The 16,823-nt window shown below is 58.0% G+C and carries 9 protein-coding genes and 1 tRNA gene; all 10 read left to right on the forward strand.

Going from position 1 to position 16,823, the window contains the following annotated elements; all coding sequences use genetic code 11:
- Positions 1-28: 28 nt before the first annotated feature.
- The 10 genes from pbpC to ACYVAC_RS21185 all read left to right on the forward strand — a co-directional run bounded on the left by pbpC (position 29) and on the right by ACYVAC_RS21185 (position 16,358).
- Positions 29-2,428: a penicillin-binding protein 1C gene (gene pbpC / locus ACYVAC_RS21140; RefSeq protein ID WP_461099804.1), complete on the forward strand. Its 2,400-nt coding sequence runs from the start codon at positions 29-31 to the stop codon at positions 2,426-2,428.
- 74 nt (positions 2,429-2,502) lie between these two features.
- Positions 2,503-2,955, forward strand: a complete 453-nt coding sequence (locus ACYVAC_RS21145) for a nuclear transport factor 2 family protein (protein WP_461099805.1) — start codon at positions 2,503-2,505, stop codon at positions 2,953-2,955.
- 104 nt (positions 2,956-3,059) lie between these two features.
- Positions 3,060-8,537: an alpha-2-macroglobulin family protein gene (locus tag ACYVAC_RS21150; protein ID WP_461099806.1), complete on the forward strand. Its 5,478-nt coding sequence runs from the start codon at positions 3,060-3,062 to the stop codon at positions 8,535-8,537.
- Positions 8,538-8,673: 136 nt separating this feature from the next.
- Positions 8,674-9,984, forward strand: coding sequence for a hypothetical protein (locus ACYVAC_RS21155; RefSeq protein ID WP_461099807.1), 1,311 nt, complete (start codon positions 8,674-8,676; stop codon positions 9,982-9,984).
- Positions 9,985-10,121: 137 nt separating this feature from the next.
- Complete coding sequence (locus ACYVAC_RS21160) at positions 10,122-10,631, forward strand: gamma carbonic anhydrase family protein (RefSeq protein ID WP_461099808.1); 510 nt, start codon at positions 10,122-10,124, stop codon at positions 10,629-10,631.
- Entirely contained in the window at positions 10,628-11,233 is a 606-nt protein-coding gene (locus tag ACYVAC_RS21165) for a HupE/UreJ family protein (protein ID WP_461099809.1), read from the forward strand. Before ACYVAC_RS21160 ends, ACYVAC_RS21165 begins: the two co-directional genes overlap by 4 nt.
- 111 nt (positions 11,234-11,344) lie before the next feature.
- Entirely contained in the window at positions 11,345-12,766 is a 1,422-nt protein-coding gene (locus ACYVAC_RS21170) for an MBOAT family O-acyltransferase (RefSeq protein WP_461099810.1), read from the forward strand.
- 3 nt (positions 12,767-12,769) lie between these two features.
- Entirely contained in the window at positions 12,770-13,666 is an 897-nt protein-coding gene (locus tag ACYVAC_RS21175) for a hypothetical protein (protein ID WP_461099811.1), read from the forward strand.
- Positions 13,667-13,770: 104 nt separating this feature from the next.
- Positions 13,771-16,182: a M1 family metallopeptidase gene (locus ACYVAC_RS21180; RefSeq protein WP_461099812.1), complete on the forward strand. Its 2,412-nt coding sequence runs from the start codon at positions 13,771-13,773 to the stop codon at positions 16,180-16,182.
- 102 nt (positions 16,183-16,284) lie between these two features.
- Positions 16,285-16,358 (forward strand) — tRNA-Pro (locus tag ACYVAC_RS21185).
- Positions 16,359-16,823: the final 465 nt, after the last annotated feature.

Here is a 16,823-nt window from a genome sequence, read left to right on the forward strand (position 1 = left end):
GTGTCTCCGCAAAGTAACACAGGTATTTATGGAATTGGCGCGACCTCACCCCGAAAACACGGCCGACCGCCCCGCCCCATCACCTTCTGGCTGGCAGCGATGGTGGCGCCGGCTGCGGTGGCTGGCGGCCGGGCTAGCCGTGTTGTGGGGCTTCGACCGGGCTTTTCCGATAGCCACCCAAGTGCCCTACGCCACCCTGGTAACAGGCGCCAACGGCCAGATTCTGCACGCTTTTCTGAGTCGCGACGATAAATGGCGATTTTACGCAACCCTGGCCGATCTGACCCCGGCCGTGCAGGAAGCCATTCTGTTCAAGGAAGACCGGTATTTCCGATGGCATCCCGGCATCAACCCCGTATCGGTAGGGCGGGCGCTGCTGCGAAACCTGCTCACGCGGCAGCGCACCTCAGGCGCATCGACCATTACCATGCAGACCGTGCGTCTGCTGGAACCCCGCCCCCGCACCTACGCCAGTAAACTGATCGAAGTGGTCAGAGCCCTGCAGCTCGAACTGCATTATTCGAAAGACGAGATTCTGCAGCTGTACCTGAACCTGATTCCGTACGGCAGCAATATCGAAGGGCTGAAAGCAGCCGCGCTGTTGTATTTCGGCAAATCGCCCGAGCTGCTCAGCCTGGCCGAACTGACCACGCTGACTATTATTCCGAACCGACCGTCGAGTCTGCGGATTGGGCGCAACAATGCCTTTCTGGTGCAGGAGCGAAACCGGTGGCTCCTGCGTTTCCGGGCGGCCCACCGCGTCGACGAAGCTACGCTGGCCGATGCCCTGGCCGAACCGCTCACGGCTTACCGACACGAGGCTCCGCGGCTGGCGCCCCACCTGGCCCGACGGCTGCAGCGCGCCCACCCCGATTGGCCCATTATCCGATCGACGCTCGACCCGGCCATTCAGGCGACGGCAGAGCAACTGGTGAGCCGGTATGCAAGCCAACTGCGGGCCTACGCCATCCGCAATGCGGCCGTGCTGGTGGTCGACAACGAAACCCGGGCCGTAGTGGCTTATGTGGGTTCGGCCGATTTCGGGGCCATCGACGACGGCGGACAGGTCGATGGAGTGCGGGCAGTACGGTCGCCGGGCAGCGCGCTGAAACCACTGCTGTATGGTCTGGCGTTCGATGCGGGCCTGATAACGCCCAAAAGCAAACTGGCCGATGTGCCGACGAGCTTCGACGGCTATGCCCCCGACAACTACGACCAGCGGTTTAACGGGCCCGTTACGGCCGACTTTGCCCTAGCCAACTCGCTCAACATTCCAGCGGTGGCATTGCTGAATCAGCTGGGCACGCCGGTACTGATCAACCGGCTCCGGCAGGCCGGTTTCGCCACCATCCGGCGGCAGGCGGGCGAACTGGGCCTATCAATGATTCTGGGCGGCTGTGGCGTGACGCTCGACGAGATGACCCGACTCTACGCGGGCCTGGCCGACGGCGGGGTGGTGCGGCCGCTGCACTACGCCTACCCGGGCGGTGGCCCGCTACCTGTCCTGCCCGGGCAGCGGGTGCTCTCGGCCGACGCGGCTTTTCTGGTCACGCAAACGCTGACACAGGTGACCCGCCCCGACCTGCCCAACAATTTCGATAACAGTTACCACCTGCCGCGCATTGCCTGGAAAACCGGCACCTCTTATGGCCGGCGCGATGCCTGGAGCCTTGGCTACAACCAGCGCTACACGGTGGGTGTGTGGGTGGGTAACTTCTCGGGGGTCGGGGTGGCCGAGCTAAGCGGAGCCAATACGGCTACGCCTTTACTGTTTCAGCTGATGAACACGCTCGCTTACGATGCCTCCAACGACTGGTTTCGCCGGCAGCCGCCCCGTTCCGAGTCGCGGCTGACTACGCGACCCGTCTGCCCCGAAACGGGCGATATCCCCAACGATTTCTGCGACCGTACCATCAGCGACTACGCCATTATGGGCGTGTCGCGCCACCAGCTCTGCCATCACCGGCAGTGGATACTCACCAACCCCGCCGGCACCGTGGCCTACTGCGCCTACTGCCGGCCCGATCAGCAACAACCCGATTCGGGTCTGGTTGTCCGGCGCACGTACCCCAATCTGCCGCCGGCCGTGCTGGCCTACTACCAACAGCAGCAGATTCCGGTGGAGCGGGTCCCCCCCCACAACCCAGCCTGTGAGCGGGTATTTGGGCAGGATGGTCCGCAGATCACGAGCCTGACCGATGGCAGCGAGTACTACATCCGCCCCGGAGCGGGTACCACGCTGCAGCTAACGTGTCAGGCAGCCAACGATGTGCAAACTGTATACTGGTATATGAACGACCGACTTTATAAGCGGGCCAGCCCTACCGACGCTGTTTCCTTTGCGCCCCGGCCGGGCCCGCTCACGGTGGTCTGCACCGACGACCGGGGCCGGCATCGGAAGCTCCAGGTTATGATTCGTCGGCAGTAGCCAGGCATTAATTTTTGTTTTACTCATTTTTTATTGACTTTTCCGCCCTCAAATCATTCATCCGGACAACTCCAATGATCAACCGTTTCCGCATTCTAACGCTTATACTGGGCGTCTTGCTGGCCAGTGCTTCATTTGCCCAGCAAACAGCTTCGTCGACCGACCCCACGCAGGACCCCACCGCCCTAGGCAATGCCTTTTTCAAAGCCATGCTCGACGAGGACGGCACTATTGGCAAACTGCTCACCGCCGACTTCAATCTGACCAGCTTCGACGGGCAGTCGGTAGGCGGAGATCTGCTCGGGCAGGGCCTGGGCGGGGGCTACGTCATTATCGAAACGGCTACCGTGTCGGCTGTGCAAACGCGCCAGTACAATAGCGACGCAGCCGTAATGACCGGCAACTGGAAAGCGAAAGGCAGCGTACAGGGCCAGACCTTCGATCAGACCATTGCCTTCACCGTAACCAGCGTGAAGCAGGGTAGTAGCTGGAAAGTTGCCAGCGTCCAGTTCACACCCATGCGCTAGACTCATTGCTGCCGTTGGCTCAGTCGACGGCTCTGCCATTCGGAAAACCAAACCCACTCAGCCATCTTGAGTGGGTTTTTCATACCTACCCTTCGCCCGCTCCCATGTCGCTGCGTTCTGTATGCCTGCTTGGCCTGATTCTGCTTCTTTTCTCAGATTGCTCGCGGTTGCCGTTCAGCGACCTCGCCGTTATTGGCCGCAACTTCGACAACGAAGTGCAGCAGACGCAGAACCTGACTTTTACGTTTAACAAAGACGTTGGCCCCGATAAACCAACCGGCGCCTGGGACTCCACCCAGTATATCCGGTTCACCCCGGCCGTACGAGGTAAATTTCGCTGGACTTCCCCGAGCGAACTGGTTTTTTCGCCAGCCGTGGCCTTCGCTCCTGCCACCGACTACCGCGCCGAACTGACCGATGACCTGCTCCGGCGGCTCCCCGAACGAAGCCTGCATCTGTCGGGCGATGTGCTGTCGTTCCATACGCCTTATCTGCAATTGGAGCATACCGAAAGCTGGTGGACCCGCAATCCCGCAACCGGTCAGCCCGTTGCCAAAACCCAATTGACACTGAATTACCCCGTTCCGACGGCGGAGGTGATGAGCCGCCTGACGCTGAAAGCAGGCGAGCGTGGTGACCAGGCCCTGACGGCCCAGCCCGGTACCAGCAGCGACCCGAACACAATTGCCCTGACGCTCGCCAACACCCCATCCAGCCAACAGGAAATCCCCCTGACTATTCGCATCGACAAAGGCATCAGCCTACCCAACACGGCTTATATCAGTCAGCAGCCAATTGAACAGACCACCACCCTACCCACTCGCGCGGTGCTGGCCGTGACCGACATACAGGCCCGGTTCGACGCGAACGAAGGGGTAGTTCGCGTCGTAACGACCCAAGAGCTACGGCCCGACGATCTCGCCACAAGCTACACCATTCAGCCGCAACTGCCCACCACCGCCGAACTAACCGAAAACGGCTTTGTAATCCGGGGGAACTTCACCGAGTCGGACACGTACGTACTCACGCTAAACACCCGTCTGCAGGGGGTACTGGGCGCCAACCTGAAAGAGCCCGTCAGCCGCGACCTGTTTTTCGGGAAAATGCCCGCCAGTATTCGATTCGCCAATCCGAAAGCTGTTTACCTGTCGTCGAAGGGAGTCCACAATGTAGGCCTCGACATTGTGAATGTACCCAGCGTGCAGGTGCGGATCGCCAAGGTGTTCGAAAACAATATTCTGACGTACCTGCGCACCAACCGGTACGAACAATATGCTGAGCAGGCCGATGGCGGGTGGGCACCCAGCGGGGCCTACAGCTACAACAGCGACGAAACCGGTGATTTGAGCGCGATTCTGGTCGACAAAACCGTCGAAACCCTCAACCTGCCCCGGGTACGGGGTGTATCGGCGCTCAACATCGCCATGCCCGATCGGAACAAAGCGTTCAGGGGTGTATACGTAGTAACGGTAGGCTCGCGCGATGAAGCGTACCTACAGGCCACGCAACTCGTTGCTCTATCCGATATTGGGCTGATTGTGCGGCAAACGCCCGACGAAGTGCTAGTATGGGCCAACGCCCTGCAAACGGCCGAACCTATGCAGGGGGTCGACATTACGCTGGTGAGCAAAACCAATCAATCGTTGATGACCGCGAAAACCGACGGCAGCGGCCTGGCGCGCTTCGCCCAGGTGCGCGAAAAAGCGCCCGGCTTTACAGTTGCGCTGGTGACGGCCCGCACCGACGACGACTTTACGTTCCTGTCGCTGGCCGACACGCAGGTCGAGACATCGCGCTTTCCGGTAGAGGGCAAACGCGATAACCCGACCGGCTTCGATGCCTTCGTCTACGGCGACCGCGATATCTACCGCCCCGGCGAAACCGTTCACCTCAACACGGTGGTGCGGGGCCTGCATACGGCAGCGGATAAGCGAAACCTGCCGGCCGACATACCGCTGCTGGTTCGGGTGCTCGCTCCTAACGGCCGCGAACTACAGGTAGCCCGCAAAGTCACCAACGCGCAGGGCGCCGTGGCCACCGATATACCCCTGCCGCCCACCGCCGTTACGGGCACCTACACGGTAGAGGTGCTGAACGGCAACGATGTGCTGCTGACAGCTCGGTCCATCAGTGTCGAAGAATTTATTCCAGACCGTATCAGCCTCGAAACCCTGACCGACCGCAGCCGCTACCAGGCCGGGCAGACCATAACCCTGTCGGCCACGGCACGCAACCTGTTTGGCCCGCCTGCTGCCGACCGAACTTACGAGATGGAACTGCGCCTGAACCGGAAAACCATTGCGCCCAGCGGGTTCGAAACCTACTCATTTGCCATGGCGGGCGCCGACGACACCCCCGTGGCTGCCTTTCCCAAAGAACTGCGGCAGGGGCGTACCAATGCCAATGGGCAGGCCACCGAACGCTTTGTACTCCCGGCCCGCTATCAGGATATGGGCCTGCTCGACGGTAAGCTGTTCGTAACGGTGTTCGATGAGAACGGCCGCCCGGTCAACCGACTCCGGCGCTTCGACGTCCTGACGCAGTCGACCTTCTTTGGAACGCGCCTGCCCGATCGGTACGTAACTACCCAAACGCCCATCCAGGCCGATTTTGTGGCGCTCACGGCCGATGGGGTATTGAGCCCATCGGCCCAGGCCCGGGTCGACATTGTCCGTTTCGACTACCAGACCGTTATCGAAAAGAAAGACGAACAGATCCGCTACACCACCCAGACCCGGGAAACCAGTGTCTACACCAACACGCTGACCTTTGCCAACGGACGCGGCACCGTGCGTTACGTACCGGTGGCCTCGGGCGACTACGAAATTCGCATTCGGCGACCCGGTGCCACCCACTATGCCGCTACCCGATTCTATGCATACGGCTACGGTAGCACCACGGCCTCCTCATTCGATGTGAGTCAGGAAGGGCAGGTACTGATGACACTCGATAAAGAGCGCTACACCACCGGCGATAAGGCACGGGTACTGATCAAAGCCCCTTTCGACGGGCGTCTGCTGTTGACCGTCGAGCGCAACCGGGTACTCGAACATCACTGGCTCACGACTGCCAACAGAGCCGCTGAATGGACATTCCCGGTGGGGGCTGAGCAGTTGCCAAACGTTTACGTGACGGCAACCCTGATTCGGGCGATCGACGATACACAACTACCGCTGACGGTTGCCCATGGCTTTGCGGTCGTACCGGTGCAACAGGCCGATACGCAGCTGCCGGTAGCCATCACAGCCCCCGCCCTGTCGCGGTCGAAAACCCGGCAGACCATACGGGTCAAAACCGCTCCCAACGCTCAGCTTACCGTGGCGGTAGTCGACGAAGGCATTTTGCAGATCAAGAATTTCAAAACGCCCGATCCACACGGCTTTTTTTACCAGAAACGTGCTCTCGAAGTCAACAGCCACGATCTGTACACACTACTTTACCCGGAACTGTCGTTGCGGGCGACCTCGAGTGTCGGGGGCGATGGCTACGACCTCGAACGACGAATTAACCCGCTGAGCAATGGCCGGGTCAACCTGGTAGCGTTCTGGAGCGGGCCACTTACCGCCGATGGCAGTGGCAACGCCAGCGTTACGGTCGACATTCCGGCTTTTTCGGGTGATTTGCGAGTGATGGCCGTTGCCTACAAGGATAACGCCTTTGGCTCGGCCAACAGCAGCCTCAAAGTGGCCGATCCCATTGTCATCAGTACCGGTGTACCCCGCTTTCTATCGCCGGGCGATCAGTTCGAGTTACCCGTCAACCTGACGAATACAACCGCAAAAGCCGCCCGCGTAACGGCCCAACTCAGCCTGACGGGTCCGTTGCAGGCCGACAGCGTCCGGCCCCAGACACTATTGCTGCCCCCCGGCCGCGAGAGCCGGGTGGTATTCCGCATTGGCGCACGGCAGGCCATAGGGCCCGGCAGCATCACGATATCGGTAGCGGGGACCGGCGAAACCTTCACCGACAAAACCGACGTAACGGTTCGGCCTGCGGCCTCGCTGCAGAAGCAAACGCTGGCCGGAAGCGTTCAGCCCGGCACCAGTCTGCCGCTGCGGCTGCCCGGCGCGTTTTTGCCTGGTACGGCCCGTGCCACGATCACGTTGAGCCGCACGCCGGCTACGCAGTATGGGCGCCCGCTGAGTTACCTGCTGGGGTATCCGCACGGCTGTCTGGAACAAACGGTATCGCGCGCTTTCCCGCAGTTATACGTTGCCGATCTGGCCCGTCAGCTGGCGCCTGCCACGCAGTTTGTGCGGGCGGGCGACAATGACCTGAATCCAACGACCAATATCCGACGGGCGATTCAGGCCGTCGAAAGTCTGCAAACGGCCGATGGTGGGTTTATGCTGTGGCCGCCCACGGCTGGCCAGGTCAACGACGATCCCTGGGCTTCGGCCTACGCCGTTCATTTCCTGACCGAAGCGCAGGAAGCGGGCTTTGCCGTACGACCAGCCACGCTGGGCCACGCCCTCGACTACCTGACTACGCTTACCAATCGGCCCACGCTCGAAAACACCACCGTGTACGACGAAACGGGTGGGCAGACCGTTCGGAAGGTAGCCAGCCGCACCAATCTTTACGCACTGTATGTACTGACCAAAGCTGGCAAGCCCAACCGATCGGCCATGAATTACTACAAGCAGCACGGCACCCTGCTGACCAGCGACAGCCGCTACGTACTGGCTGCCGCTTTCCGGCAATTGGGCGACAATCGCAGCGCCCAGGCGCTTCTGCCTCGTCGCTACACCGACTTTACCACCAGCCGCGAAACGGGGGGCAGCTATGCCTCTCCCCTGCGCAACCTGGCGCTGGCCCTCGACGTTCTGGCCGATACCGACCCGGGCAACGCGCAGATACCCCTGCTGGCCCGTCAGTTGACCAGTGCCCTCGGGGCCACCCAGACGCTCAATACGCAGGAAGCATCGTTTGCTTTTCTGGCGCTGGGCAAGCTCAGTCGGCAGCACGCGGGCAGCACGGCCACCGCCACGCTGACGGCGGGTGCCAAAGCACTGGGTAAACTCACAGGTTCGGCCGTCACGCTGCGCCGGATACCTATCAATCAGCCACTAGTGTTAACCGCCAGCGGCAACGCACCGGTTTACTACTTTGCCGATTACGAAGGTGTGCCAACCCGGGGCTCCGTTACCGAAGCCGACAACGGGCTGCGTATCCGGCGAACACTGCTCGACCGGTCTGGGAATCCCGTGCGCGAACTGCGGCAAAACGATCTGGTTGTTGTTCGTCTGTCGGTTGCCAGCCTGGCCGGGGCCACGATCGACAATGTGGTACTCACTGATCTGCTTCCCGCCGGTCTGGAGGTCGAGAACAGCCGGTTGACCGAGGGGCGCGATATGCCGTGGCTACCCAAGGGCGAGGCCCGGCTTCTGCCCGACCATGTCGATCTGCGCGACGATCGGATCAACGTGTACAGCAGCGTATCGGGCCGCGAGCAATCGTTCTACTATCTGGCTCGGGCGGTATCGAAAGGGCGCTTTGTGCAGGGGCCTGTTTCGGCCGATGCCATGTACGATCCGGCGCTGCGGAGCTATAGCGGTTCGGGGATACTGGTGATCCGATAGGGCGTTTACTCTACAACCAATAGGGGAATTGTGTACCCAATGCGTTGGCAAAAGGGCCACTGCTGCGCGCATTGGGCACTGGTACGCTTTTTGGGCACATTTAAGCAGCATTAGTACAACCAATTTACGCAACGTTATGAAACGAAGGACATGGATAGTCGCAGCGATGCTGGCGGCAACGGCAGGATTATCATCCTGCGCCACCACCGAACGGTGGCTTTACGGTGACTCGCAGGCCAGCCGCAATGAGATGGTAAGCAACAGCCGCAGTGGCTCCGACCGGACTAGCGACGACTACGATCGTAACGACCGGCGCAGCCGCAACGACGATCGCATGGCCAATAACAGTCGTCGCGATCGGTACGACGATACCGATGAAACACGGGAGCGTGGACTCTTCAGCGGCCGGCGCAACCGTAATGACAATGACGACCGCGACAACCGCGATTCAGACCGCCAGTCGTCGGGCCTGTTCGGCCGGCGCGACGCCGATCGGAACAGTAACCGGAATGATCGTTCGTCGGACAGCTACCGTAACCCGTACGGAAACACCGACAGTCGTTCGGGCCGGATGGGCAGCAGCAGTGATGCCTATAACAACCGGTATGCCGACAACGACCGGGACGGTGATCGGTACGATCGCAACGACTACAACGACCGGCGTGACTACAGCGACCGGTATGATAACCGCCGTGATGATCGCGATTCCTACACGAACCGTGACAGCTACAGCTACCGCAGCAACGACCGGTATAGCCGCGACTCGTACAACGACCGGGACGACCGAAATGATCGCTATGACAACCGGCGATCTGATAACGACCGGGATCGGTATGACAGCCGCGACAGCGACCGCAGCAATGATCGGTACAGCCGTGACATGAACAACGACCGGTACGATAGCCGGGGTAACGGCGATTACCGCGACCGGGCTTCAGATCGCCGATACGATAATCAGCGCGATACCAATTCGATGCGTTCGGATCGGGATGACCGCGACCGTCGTTACAATGATGATCGTTCGGACCGGGATATGAACCGGCGTAATAACAACGACCGTCCAGAGCGTGATATGAACCGGCGCAACAACGATGACATGTCATCGGATAACCGCGACCGGCGAATGGACGACAACCGCAACGATCGGATGGATAACCGCGGCAGCGACCGCGACAAGCGCGACTTGAGCGACCGTATTTCGGGCCAGCTCGACAGGATCGACAGCCAGCTCGACGAGGCAAAAGCCGATGTAAAAAACGAAAGTCGGAAAGATCGGAAAGCGCGCGAAGAACGGGTTAAAGACCTCCAGGACAAACGCTCGCAGCTGATGGATTCGTACTACAAAGTACAACGGTCGAGCAGCGACGACTTCGACAAGCTGAAAAAAGATGTCAACAAGTCGCTCGACGACCTGGAAAAAGAAGCCGATAAAGCCAGCAAAAACTAGCAGCGGCCCAACTCAATACAATAAGAAGGGGACAACCAGTCGGTTGTTCCCTTTTTTCATGCGTCGGCAGTTGACCCATAGGCATCGGGTTTACAGCTTTGCTACAAAGCTGTGAGCAGACTATCTATCTTTGTCCTATGGCACTAATTAAAACAGTACAGGGCAGAGCGCCACAGTTTGGCGACAACTGCTGGTTTGCCGAAAACGCGACCCTGGTTGGCGATATCCGGATGGGACGCGACTGCACGGTCTGGTTCAACGCAGTGATTCGGGGCGATGTCAACAGCATCGTTATGGGCGACCGCTGTAATGTCCAGGACGGCGCCGTTATCCACTGCACCTACCAGAAAACCGTTACGACCATTGGTAACAGCGTTTCGATTGCGCACAACGCCATTGTTCACGGCTGTACTATTGCCGATAACGTGTTGATCGGCATGGGCGCCATCGTGATGGATGGTGCCGTTATCGGAGCGGGCAGTATCGTTGCTGCCGGCGCCATCGTTACGCAGAATACCCAGGTGCCCCCCGGCTCGATTTATGCCGGCAACCCCGCGCGTTTTCTGAAGCCCGTATCGCCCGAGCAGGCCGACGTATTTAAACGGACTGCCGATAACTATGTCATGTACGCCGAGTGGTTCAAATGAGTGATTTTCTCATCTATCTTCGCCTTGGCTTCGACCACATCACCGACCCGGGCGGTTACGATCATATTCTGTTTGTCATTGCCCTCACCGCCATCTATACCCTGACCGACTGGCGCCGGGTACTGGTGCTGATTACAGCGTTTACGATTGGGCATTCGATCACGCTGGCGCTGGCAACACTCCAGCTCATTCAGTACAGCACACCCTTCATCGAATTTCTCATACCGGTCACGATTCTGATTACGGCCATCGGAAATTTTTCCGTTCAGCCGGCGACTCAGGCCCTGCTGGATCAGCGACCTCTGGGGCGGTATGGTATGGCACTGGCCTTCGGGCTTATTCACGGCATGGGCTTCTCAAACTACCTGCGTAGTCTGCTGGGGCGTGAGGCCGATATTCTGACACCACTGCTGGCCTTTAATATCGGCCTGGAGTTGGGACAGCTCCTGATTGTGAGTATCGTACTGGGCGTGTCGTATGCGGCACTGCGACTGGCCCGGGTATCGCGTTTGCGGTGGGTGCTGGCGGTTTCGGGTATAGTAGCTGGTATGGCTATCTCACTCTTACTCAACAACGATTTTTTAAATAGTCTGCTGGAGTAGCCCGACCGCGAGTCCGAAACCAGACGGTGTATGTCGTCCCGATTGGCTTTGGTCGTAGATTTGCGGCCCGCTTAGTGTACCCTTTTCGCTTATTCGACCAACGCACCCCTTATGTTATTTACCAGCCCGGCCTTTGTCCTTCTGGTGCTGATCACCTTCATGCTGTACTACCTGCCCATCGCCCGCCGGTGGCAGGTGCCCATTCTGATTGCGGCCAGCCTCTTTTTCTACGCCTATGGGCAGGCCGATCTGTTGTGGCTGTTAATCCTATCCGTCAGCATAAACATTGCCGCCAGTTATCTGGTCATCTACGGCAATCCGGCCCGCCATCACCTTTACGCTGTGCTGGGTGTGGTAGCCAACCTACTTATCCTGCTTTTCTTCAAGTATGGCCCTCTTGTCAGTCAGTCGTTTCTGCCCGACCACAACGCTTTCGGCGCCTGGCTCGCTACGCTTCCCCTGCCCATTGGCATCTCGTTTTTCACGTTTCAGGGGATCAGCCTTGTTGTCGACACCTACCGATACCGCGACGTAGCACAGTACCGTTCACTTATTGCCCGCAACCTGCTGAAGCATGCCCAGACCGTATTGTTCTTCAAAGGTTTTTTCCCGCAGCTGGTGTCAGGCCCCATTGTAAAGGCCAATTTCTTTCTGCCCCAGATCGGAGAAAAACGGTTTGCCGATATTCGCTGGGATTACTGTTTCCGGACGCTGGTGGTGGGGTATTTTCTGAAAATGGTGGTGGCCGATAATCTCAAAGACCACACGCTGCTGATGACTTATCCGTACTTCGAAGCCCTGTCGTCGCTGACGCTGGTGTCGCTACTGTTTGGGTATTCGATGCAGATCTTTGCCGACTTCGCCGGTTATTCTCTTATCGCAATCGGCCTGGCCGCCCTGTTCGGCTACCAGTTTCCCATTAACTTCAACTACCCGTACGTTTCCACGTCGTTCGCCGATTTCTGGCGCCGGTGGCACATTTCCTTATCCAGCTTTCTGCGCGAATACCTGTACATTCCGCTGGGCGGCAACCGGCACGGGCAGTTCCGGACGTACCTGAACCTGATGACGACCATGGTGCTGGGCGGCCTGTGGCATGGTGCAGCCTGGAGTTACGCCGTCTGGGGATTTGCCCACGGGTTCGCCCTTGCGCTGGAACGCTACGTCGGCGACCGGGTCGGCAAGGCGCGGTTCGCAGGTTTCCGGTTTCTGCGCGGACTCATTGTTTTCGCTTACATCACACTAGCGTGGCTCCTGTTCCGACTGCCTGATTTCGACCATGTTATTGCCTACTGCCGGTCAATGGCGCAAAACCTGAGCAAACCCCACGATATGCTGGTTATCAGCTTCATCGGCTTTTACTCCTTCCCCGTTCTGGCCTACCATGCTTTTTACCTGATGCGCCAGTCTGACACCTCGCTTCCGACAGCCACTACCCCGAGCCGATGGACGGTCGTTGGTTATGGCATTATGCTGTTTCTACTAATCACCAACAGCGGTTCGAGCGGTTCGTTTATCTATTTTCAGTTTTAAGTCATGATCAGGCAATCCCTCGTCGTTACGGCACTCATTCTGATCCTGTACACGGCTTTCATTCACTTTTACGGCCCTGCTATCAGCCGGACGGCCCAGACTACGGCCCAGCGCAATCTGGTCAAGGCAGAAGAGTATATGTACGAAGCCAGCAGTCGGTACGATACGCTGATCGTAGGCTCGTCGATGAGCGAACGAATCCTGACCGATAGCCTGAATGCGCATAGCTATAACCTCAGTTTCAGCGGCCTTTCGTCGCTCGATGGCCTGTACCTGATCGCACATAGCGGACATGCCCCCAGGGTGCTGTTTGTCGAGATCAACTCCATTGCCCGGCGCGATCCGCCCCAACTCGATCTGACGCAGTTTACCGACTCGACCCAGCACCGCCTGAAACAATGGCTGCCGTTTCTGCGCACCAAATACCAGCCGGTTGGTGTTGCCAAAGCCCTCCTGCGCGATTGGCAGCATGGCCGCAACGCCATTGTGATACCGGAGTCGGCGCTCCGGCAGGATACGGCGCTTCTTAACAAGACCGTTACTCAGCTACAGGCTACCATGCATGTAGCCCCGCTGGCCGCCCATATGAACGAGTCGTTCGCCAAAGCCCGGACCTACCTCGACGCGCTGCGCCGGCAGGGCACGACCGTGGTGCTGTTTGAGATGCCGATCGATGTCCGGCTCGAGCAGCTGGCCGCTCCCCAGGCTATCCGGCAATACGCCCAGCGCTATTTCCCGGCACCGGATTATCAGCACATCGATCTGCCCAATAGCACCTTCCAGACCTCCGACGGTATCCACCTTCTCTACAACGAGTCGGCCCGGTATACCCGTTATCTGCGTCAGCAGAGCGCTTTACTGGCCAACCGGGGTGCAACACACACTGCTTTTATTGAGTAAACGGTCTATTCGACCCAGCATCATACCGTCCAACCCAGTCAGATAGGCTGGTTGGGGCCTTTTGCGTATCTTTCCCACTTCATTCATTAACAATAAGCGGATATATGCAAAAGATACTTTTGCTAACGGCCGGATTAGCCGTTTCTTTCCTGTCAGCCCGGGCGCAGGCACCCACTGCCCCAACCCAAAACGCCAATACGCGTTTTGAGCAGTTGGGACCGATGCTGCCAACGCCAAATACCTTCCGGACGGCCGCCGGTGCACCTGGCCGGGACTACTTTCAGAATCGCGCCGATTACGACATCAACGTTACCCTCGACGACGCTAACCAGAAAATTACCGGTACCGAAACGGTCACCTACCACAACAACTCGACCGATGAACTTCGCTTCATCTGGTTGCAGCTCGATCAGAACCTGTTTGCCAAAGGCTCCATTGGCAGTGTAACCCGCACAGGTGGTATCAACGAAAGCGGGATGAGTTTCGGCCAGCTGCAAAACCTGACGTCGGTCCGGGAGCGCAGCAGCCAGCAAGCTACCGACAAATACGGCTACAAAATTACGGCCGTGAAGGATGGCAAGTCGGGAACGGCCCTGAAGTACACCATCAACCAGACAATGATGCGGATCGATCTGCCAGCGCCCCTGAAGCCCGGCATGAGCTACGCGTTCAAAGTCGACTGGAACTACTTCATCACCGAGTATTACGGTCGGAGCGGCATGGAGTTTTTTGCCAAAGACGGCAACTATAACTATTTCATTGCCCACTGGTTCCCCCGGCTTTGCGCCTATAATGACGTGAACGGCTGGCAGAACAAGCAGTTTCTCGGACAGGGTGAGTTCACGCTCATCTTTGGTAATTACAAGGTTGCCATTACCGTACCCAGCGACCACATCGTTGGGGCAACGGGCGAATGTCAGAACTACAAACAGGTTCTGACAGCCACGCAGCAGAAGCGTATGGCTCAGGCCGTTAACGCTAAAAACCCGGTTGTCATTGTCACGCAGGCCGAAGCCGAAGCCGCCGAAAAAGCCAAAGCCGGCGATACCAAATCAACCAAAACCTGGGTGTACAAGGCCGATAACGTACGCGACTTTGCCTTCGCCAGCAGCCGCAAGTTCATCTGGGATGCCATGCAGACCGATGTGTATGGCGATGGCCGGAAAATCTGGAGCATGTCGTTCTACTCGAAAGAAGGTAATCCGCTCTGGGGCCAGTACTCGACCCGGGCCGTTGAACATACTCTGCGTTCATATGGCAATCGGACCATCAAATATCCCTATCCAGTGGCGATCTCGTGCCACGCTACCCCAGGCGGTGGTATGGAGTACCCGATGATCTCGTTCAACGGAGGGCGTCCCGAAGCCGATGGCACCTATTCGGAGAGCACCAAAGCCGGTATGATCGGTGTCATTATCCACGAAGTAGGCCACAACTTCTTCCCCATGATCGTCAACTCCGACGAGCGGCAGTGGACTTGGATGGATGAAGGTCTCAACACCTTCTGCCAGTATCTGGCCGAGAAAGAGTGGGATTATAATTTCCCCAGCCGCCGGGGCGAACCCCAGTACATCACCGATTATATGAAGTCGGACAAAGCCGTGCTGTCGCCCATCATGACCTCGTCGGATAACGTCATCAACCTGGGTGCCAATGCTTATGCGAAACCGGCAGCGGCCCTTAACATCCTGCGCGAGACCGTCATGGGCCGCGAACTCTTCGACTACGCCTTCAAGGAATATGCACGGCGCTGGGCCTTCAAAAGCCCCGAACCCGCCGATTTCTTCCGCACGCTGGAAGATGCCTCTGGCGTCGATCTGGACTGGTTCTGGAAGGGTTGGTTCTATGGCGTTGAGCCTGTCGATCAGGACCTGGTCGAAGTAGACTGGTTCCAGGTCGATTCGGGCAATCCCGAAATCACGAAGGCTGCGGCCCGCGCAGAAGCCAAACGTAGAGCCGGTACCGTGAGCAAGCAGCGCGATGCAGCCACGCAGGCCGAAACAGTGGTTTCGAAGGATTCCACCATGAAAGATTTCTATAATAACTACGATCCCTACGCCGTAACCGACGCCGATCGGAAGAAGTATCAGGATTACCTGGCAACGCTGAGCGACGACGAACGGAAGGCCATCGAAAGCGCCGACAAGAACAACTTCTACACCCTGTCGCTGAAGAACAAGGGTGGGGTTCCGATGCCGGTTATCATCCGGATGCAGTTTGAAGACGGCACGGATTCGGTAGCCCGCTTCCCGGCCGAAATCTGGCGCTTCAACGACGTTTCGATCCGGAAAGTAATCGTAACCAACAAAAAGGTTACCCAGTGGACCCTGGACCCTTTCTACGAGATTGCCGACATCGACACGGAGAACAACTCATTCCCGCGTATGGCTCAGCCAACGCGCTTCCAGTTGTTCAAGCAGCGGCAAAACCAGTTTGCCCCCCAGGGCGGCAATCCAATGCAGCAGCAACGTCGGAGCAGTCAGCCACCGGCCACGCAGGGTAGCGGCAAAAACTAACTGATTGTGAATGCGTAATGGCTAATGGACAAGCGAATGCATATTTTTTTAGCAGCCTTAGCTTGTTCATTAGCCATTGCTCATTACCTTTGCAGACCAATTCGGGATGTAGCGCAGTCCGGTAGCGTGCTTGCATGGGGTGCAAGAGGTCGTGGGTTCGAATCCCGCCTTCCCGACAAAAGGGAGCAGTCAACTGCTCCCTTTTTTTATGTCCTTCCCTAAATAAGAAAAGCCACTGCATCTGCAGTGGCTTTTCTTCTCTTACCTATTGACGGTCAGATGATTAGACGTGTTCGTAATAAGCAGGTTCTTCCTGAACCAGATCAGTCAAAAACGAAGTTCCCTGTATAAGCGAAAGAAGTGCGTGGGCCGTTATAGCCCCAGCGAAAAGTGAGAAGGTCAGGCCCATAAACAGAACCGGCAGCTGAACGAAGCCATGCCAGTCTGCTACTTCATGCCGTATAAGTCGGAAGAAATCGCCCGAAGCCAACACAAATGTCAAGAGTACGAGTACAGTGCGAAAGTGACGCATAGGTCTGAGTTAAAATAGGTTAACCACTATAAAGACTCGAATACACTTCTGGGTCACATACGTAAACGATTGAAAATCGGATTTATAGAAGATTTTTTTATGCCTGCTT

The sequence above is a fragment of the Spirosoma luteolum genome, assembly GCF_054778875.1.

Excerpts from the sequence above, each read along its gene's own strand:
- ACYVAC_RS21145 (WP_461099805.1), top strand. The coding sequence starts at position 2,503 with ATGATCAACCGTTTCCGCATTCTAACGCTTATACTGGGCGTCTTGCTG.
- ACYVAC_RS21170 (WP_461099810.1), top strand. The coding sequence starts at position 11,345 with ATGTTATTTACCAGCCCGGCCTTTGTCCTTCTGGTGCTGATCACCTTC.
- ACYVAC_RS21155 (WP_461099807.1), top strand. The coding sequence starts at position 8,674 with ATGAAACGAAGGACATGGATAGTCGCAGCGATGCTGGCGGCAACGGCA.
- ACYVAC_RS21150 (WP_461099806.1), top strand. The coding sequence starts at position 3,060 with ATGTCGCTGCGTTCTGTATGCCTGCTTGGCCTGATTCTGCTTCTTTTC.
- ACYVAC_RS21165 (WP_461099809.1), top strand. The coding sequence starts at position 10,628 with ATGAGTGATTTTCTCATCTATCTTCGCCTTGGCTTCGACCACATCACC.
- pbpC (WP_461099804.1), top strand. The coding sequence starts at position 29 with ATGGAATTGGCGCGACCTCACCCCGAAAACACGGCCGACCGCCCCGCC.
- ACYVAC_RS21180 (WP_461099812.1), top strand. The coding sequence starts at position 13,771 with ATGCAAAAGATACTTTTGCTAACGGCCGGATTAGCCGTTTCTTTCCTG.
- ACYVAC_RS21175 (WP_461099811.1), top strand. The coding sequence starts at position 12,770 with ATGATCAGGCAATCCCTCGTCGTTACGGCACTCATTCTGATCCTGTAC.
- ACYVAC_RS21160 (WP_461099808.1), top strand. The coding sequence starts at position 10,122 with ATGGCACTAATTAAAACAGTACAGGGCAGAGCGCCACAGTTTGGCGAC.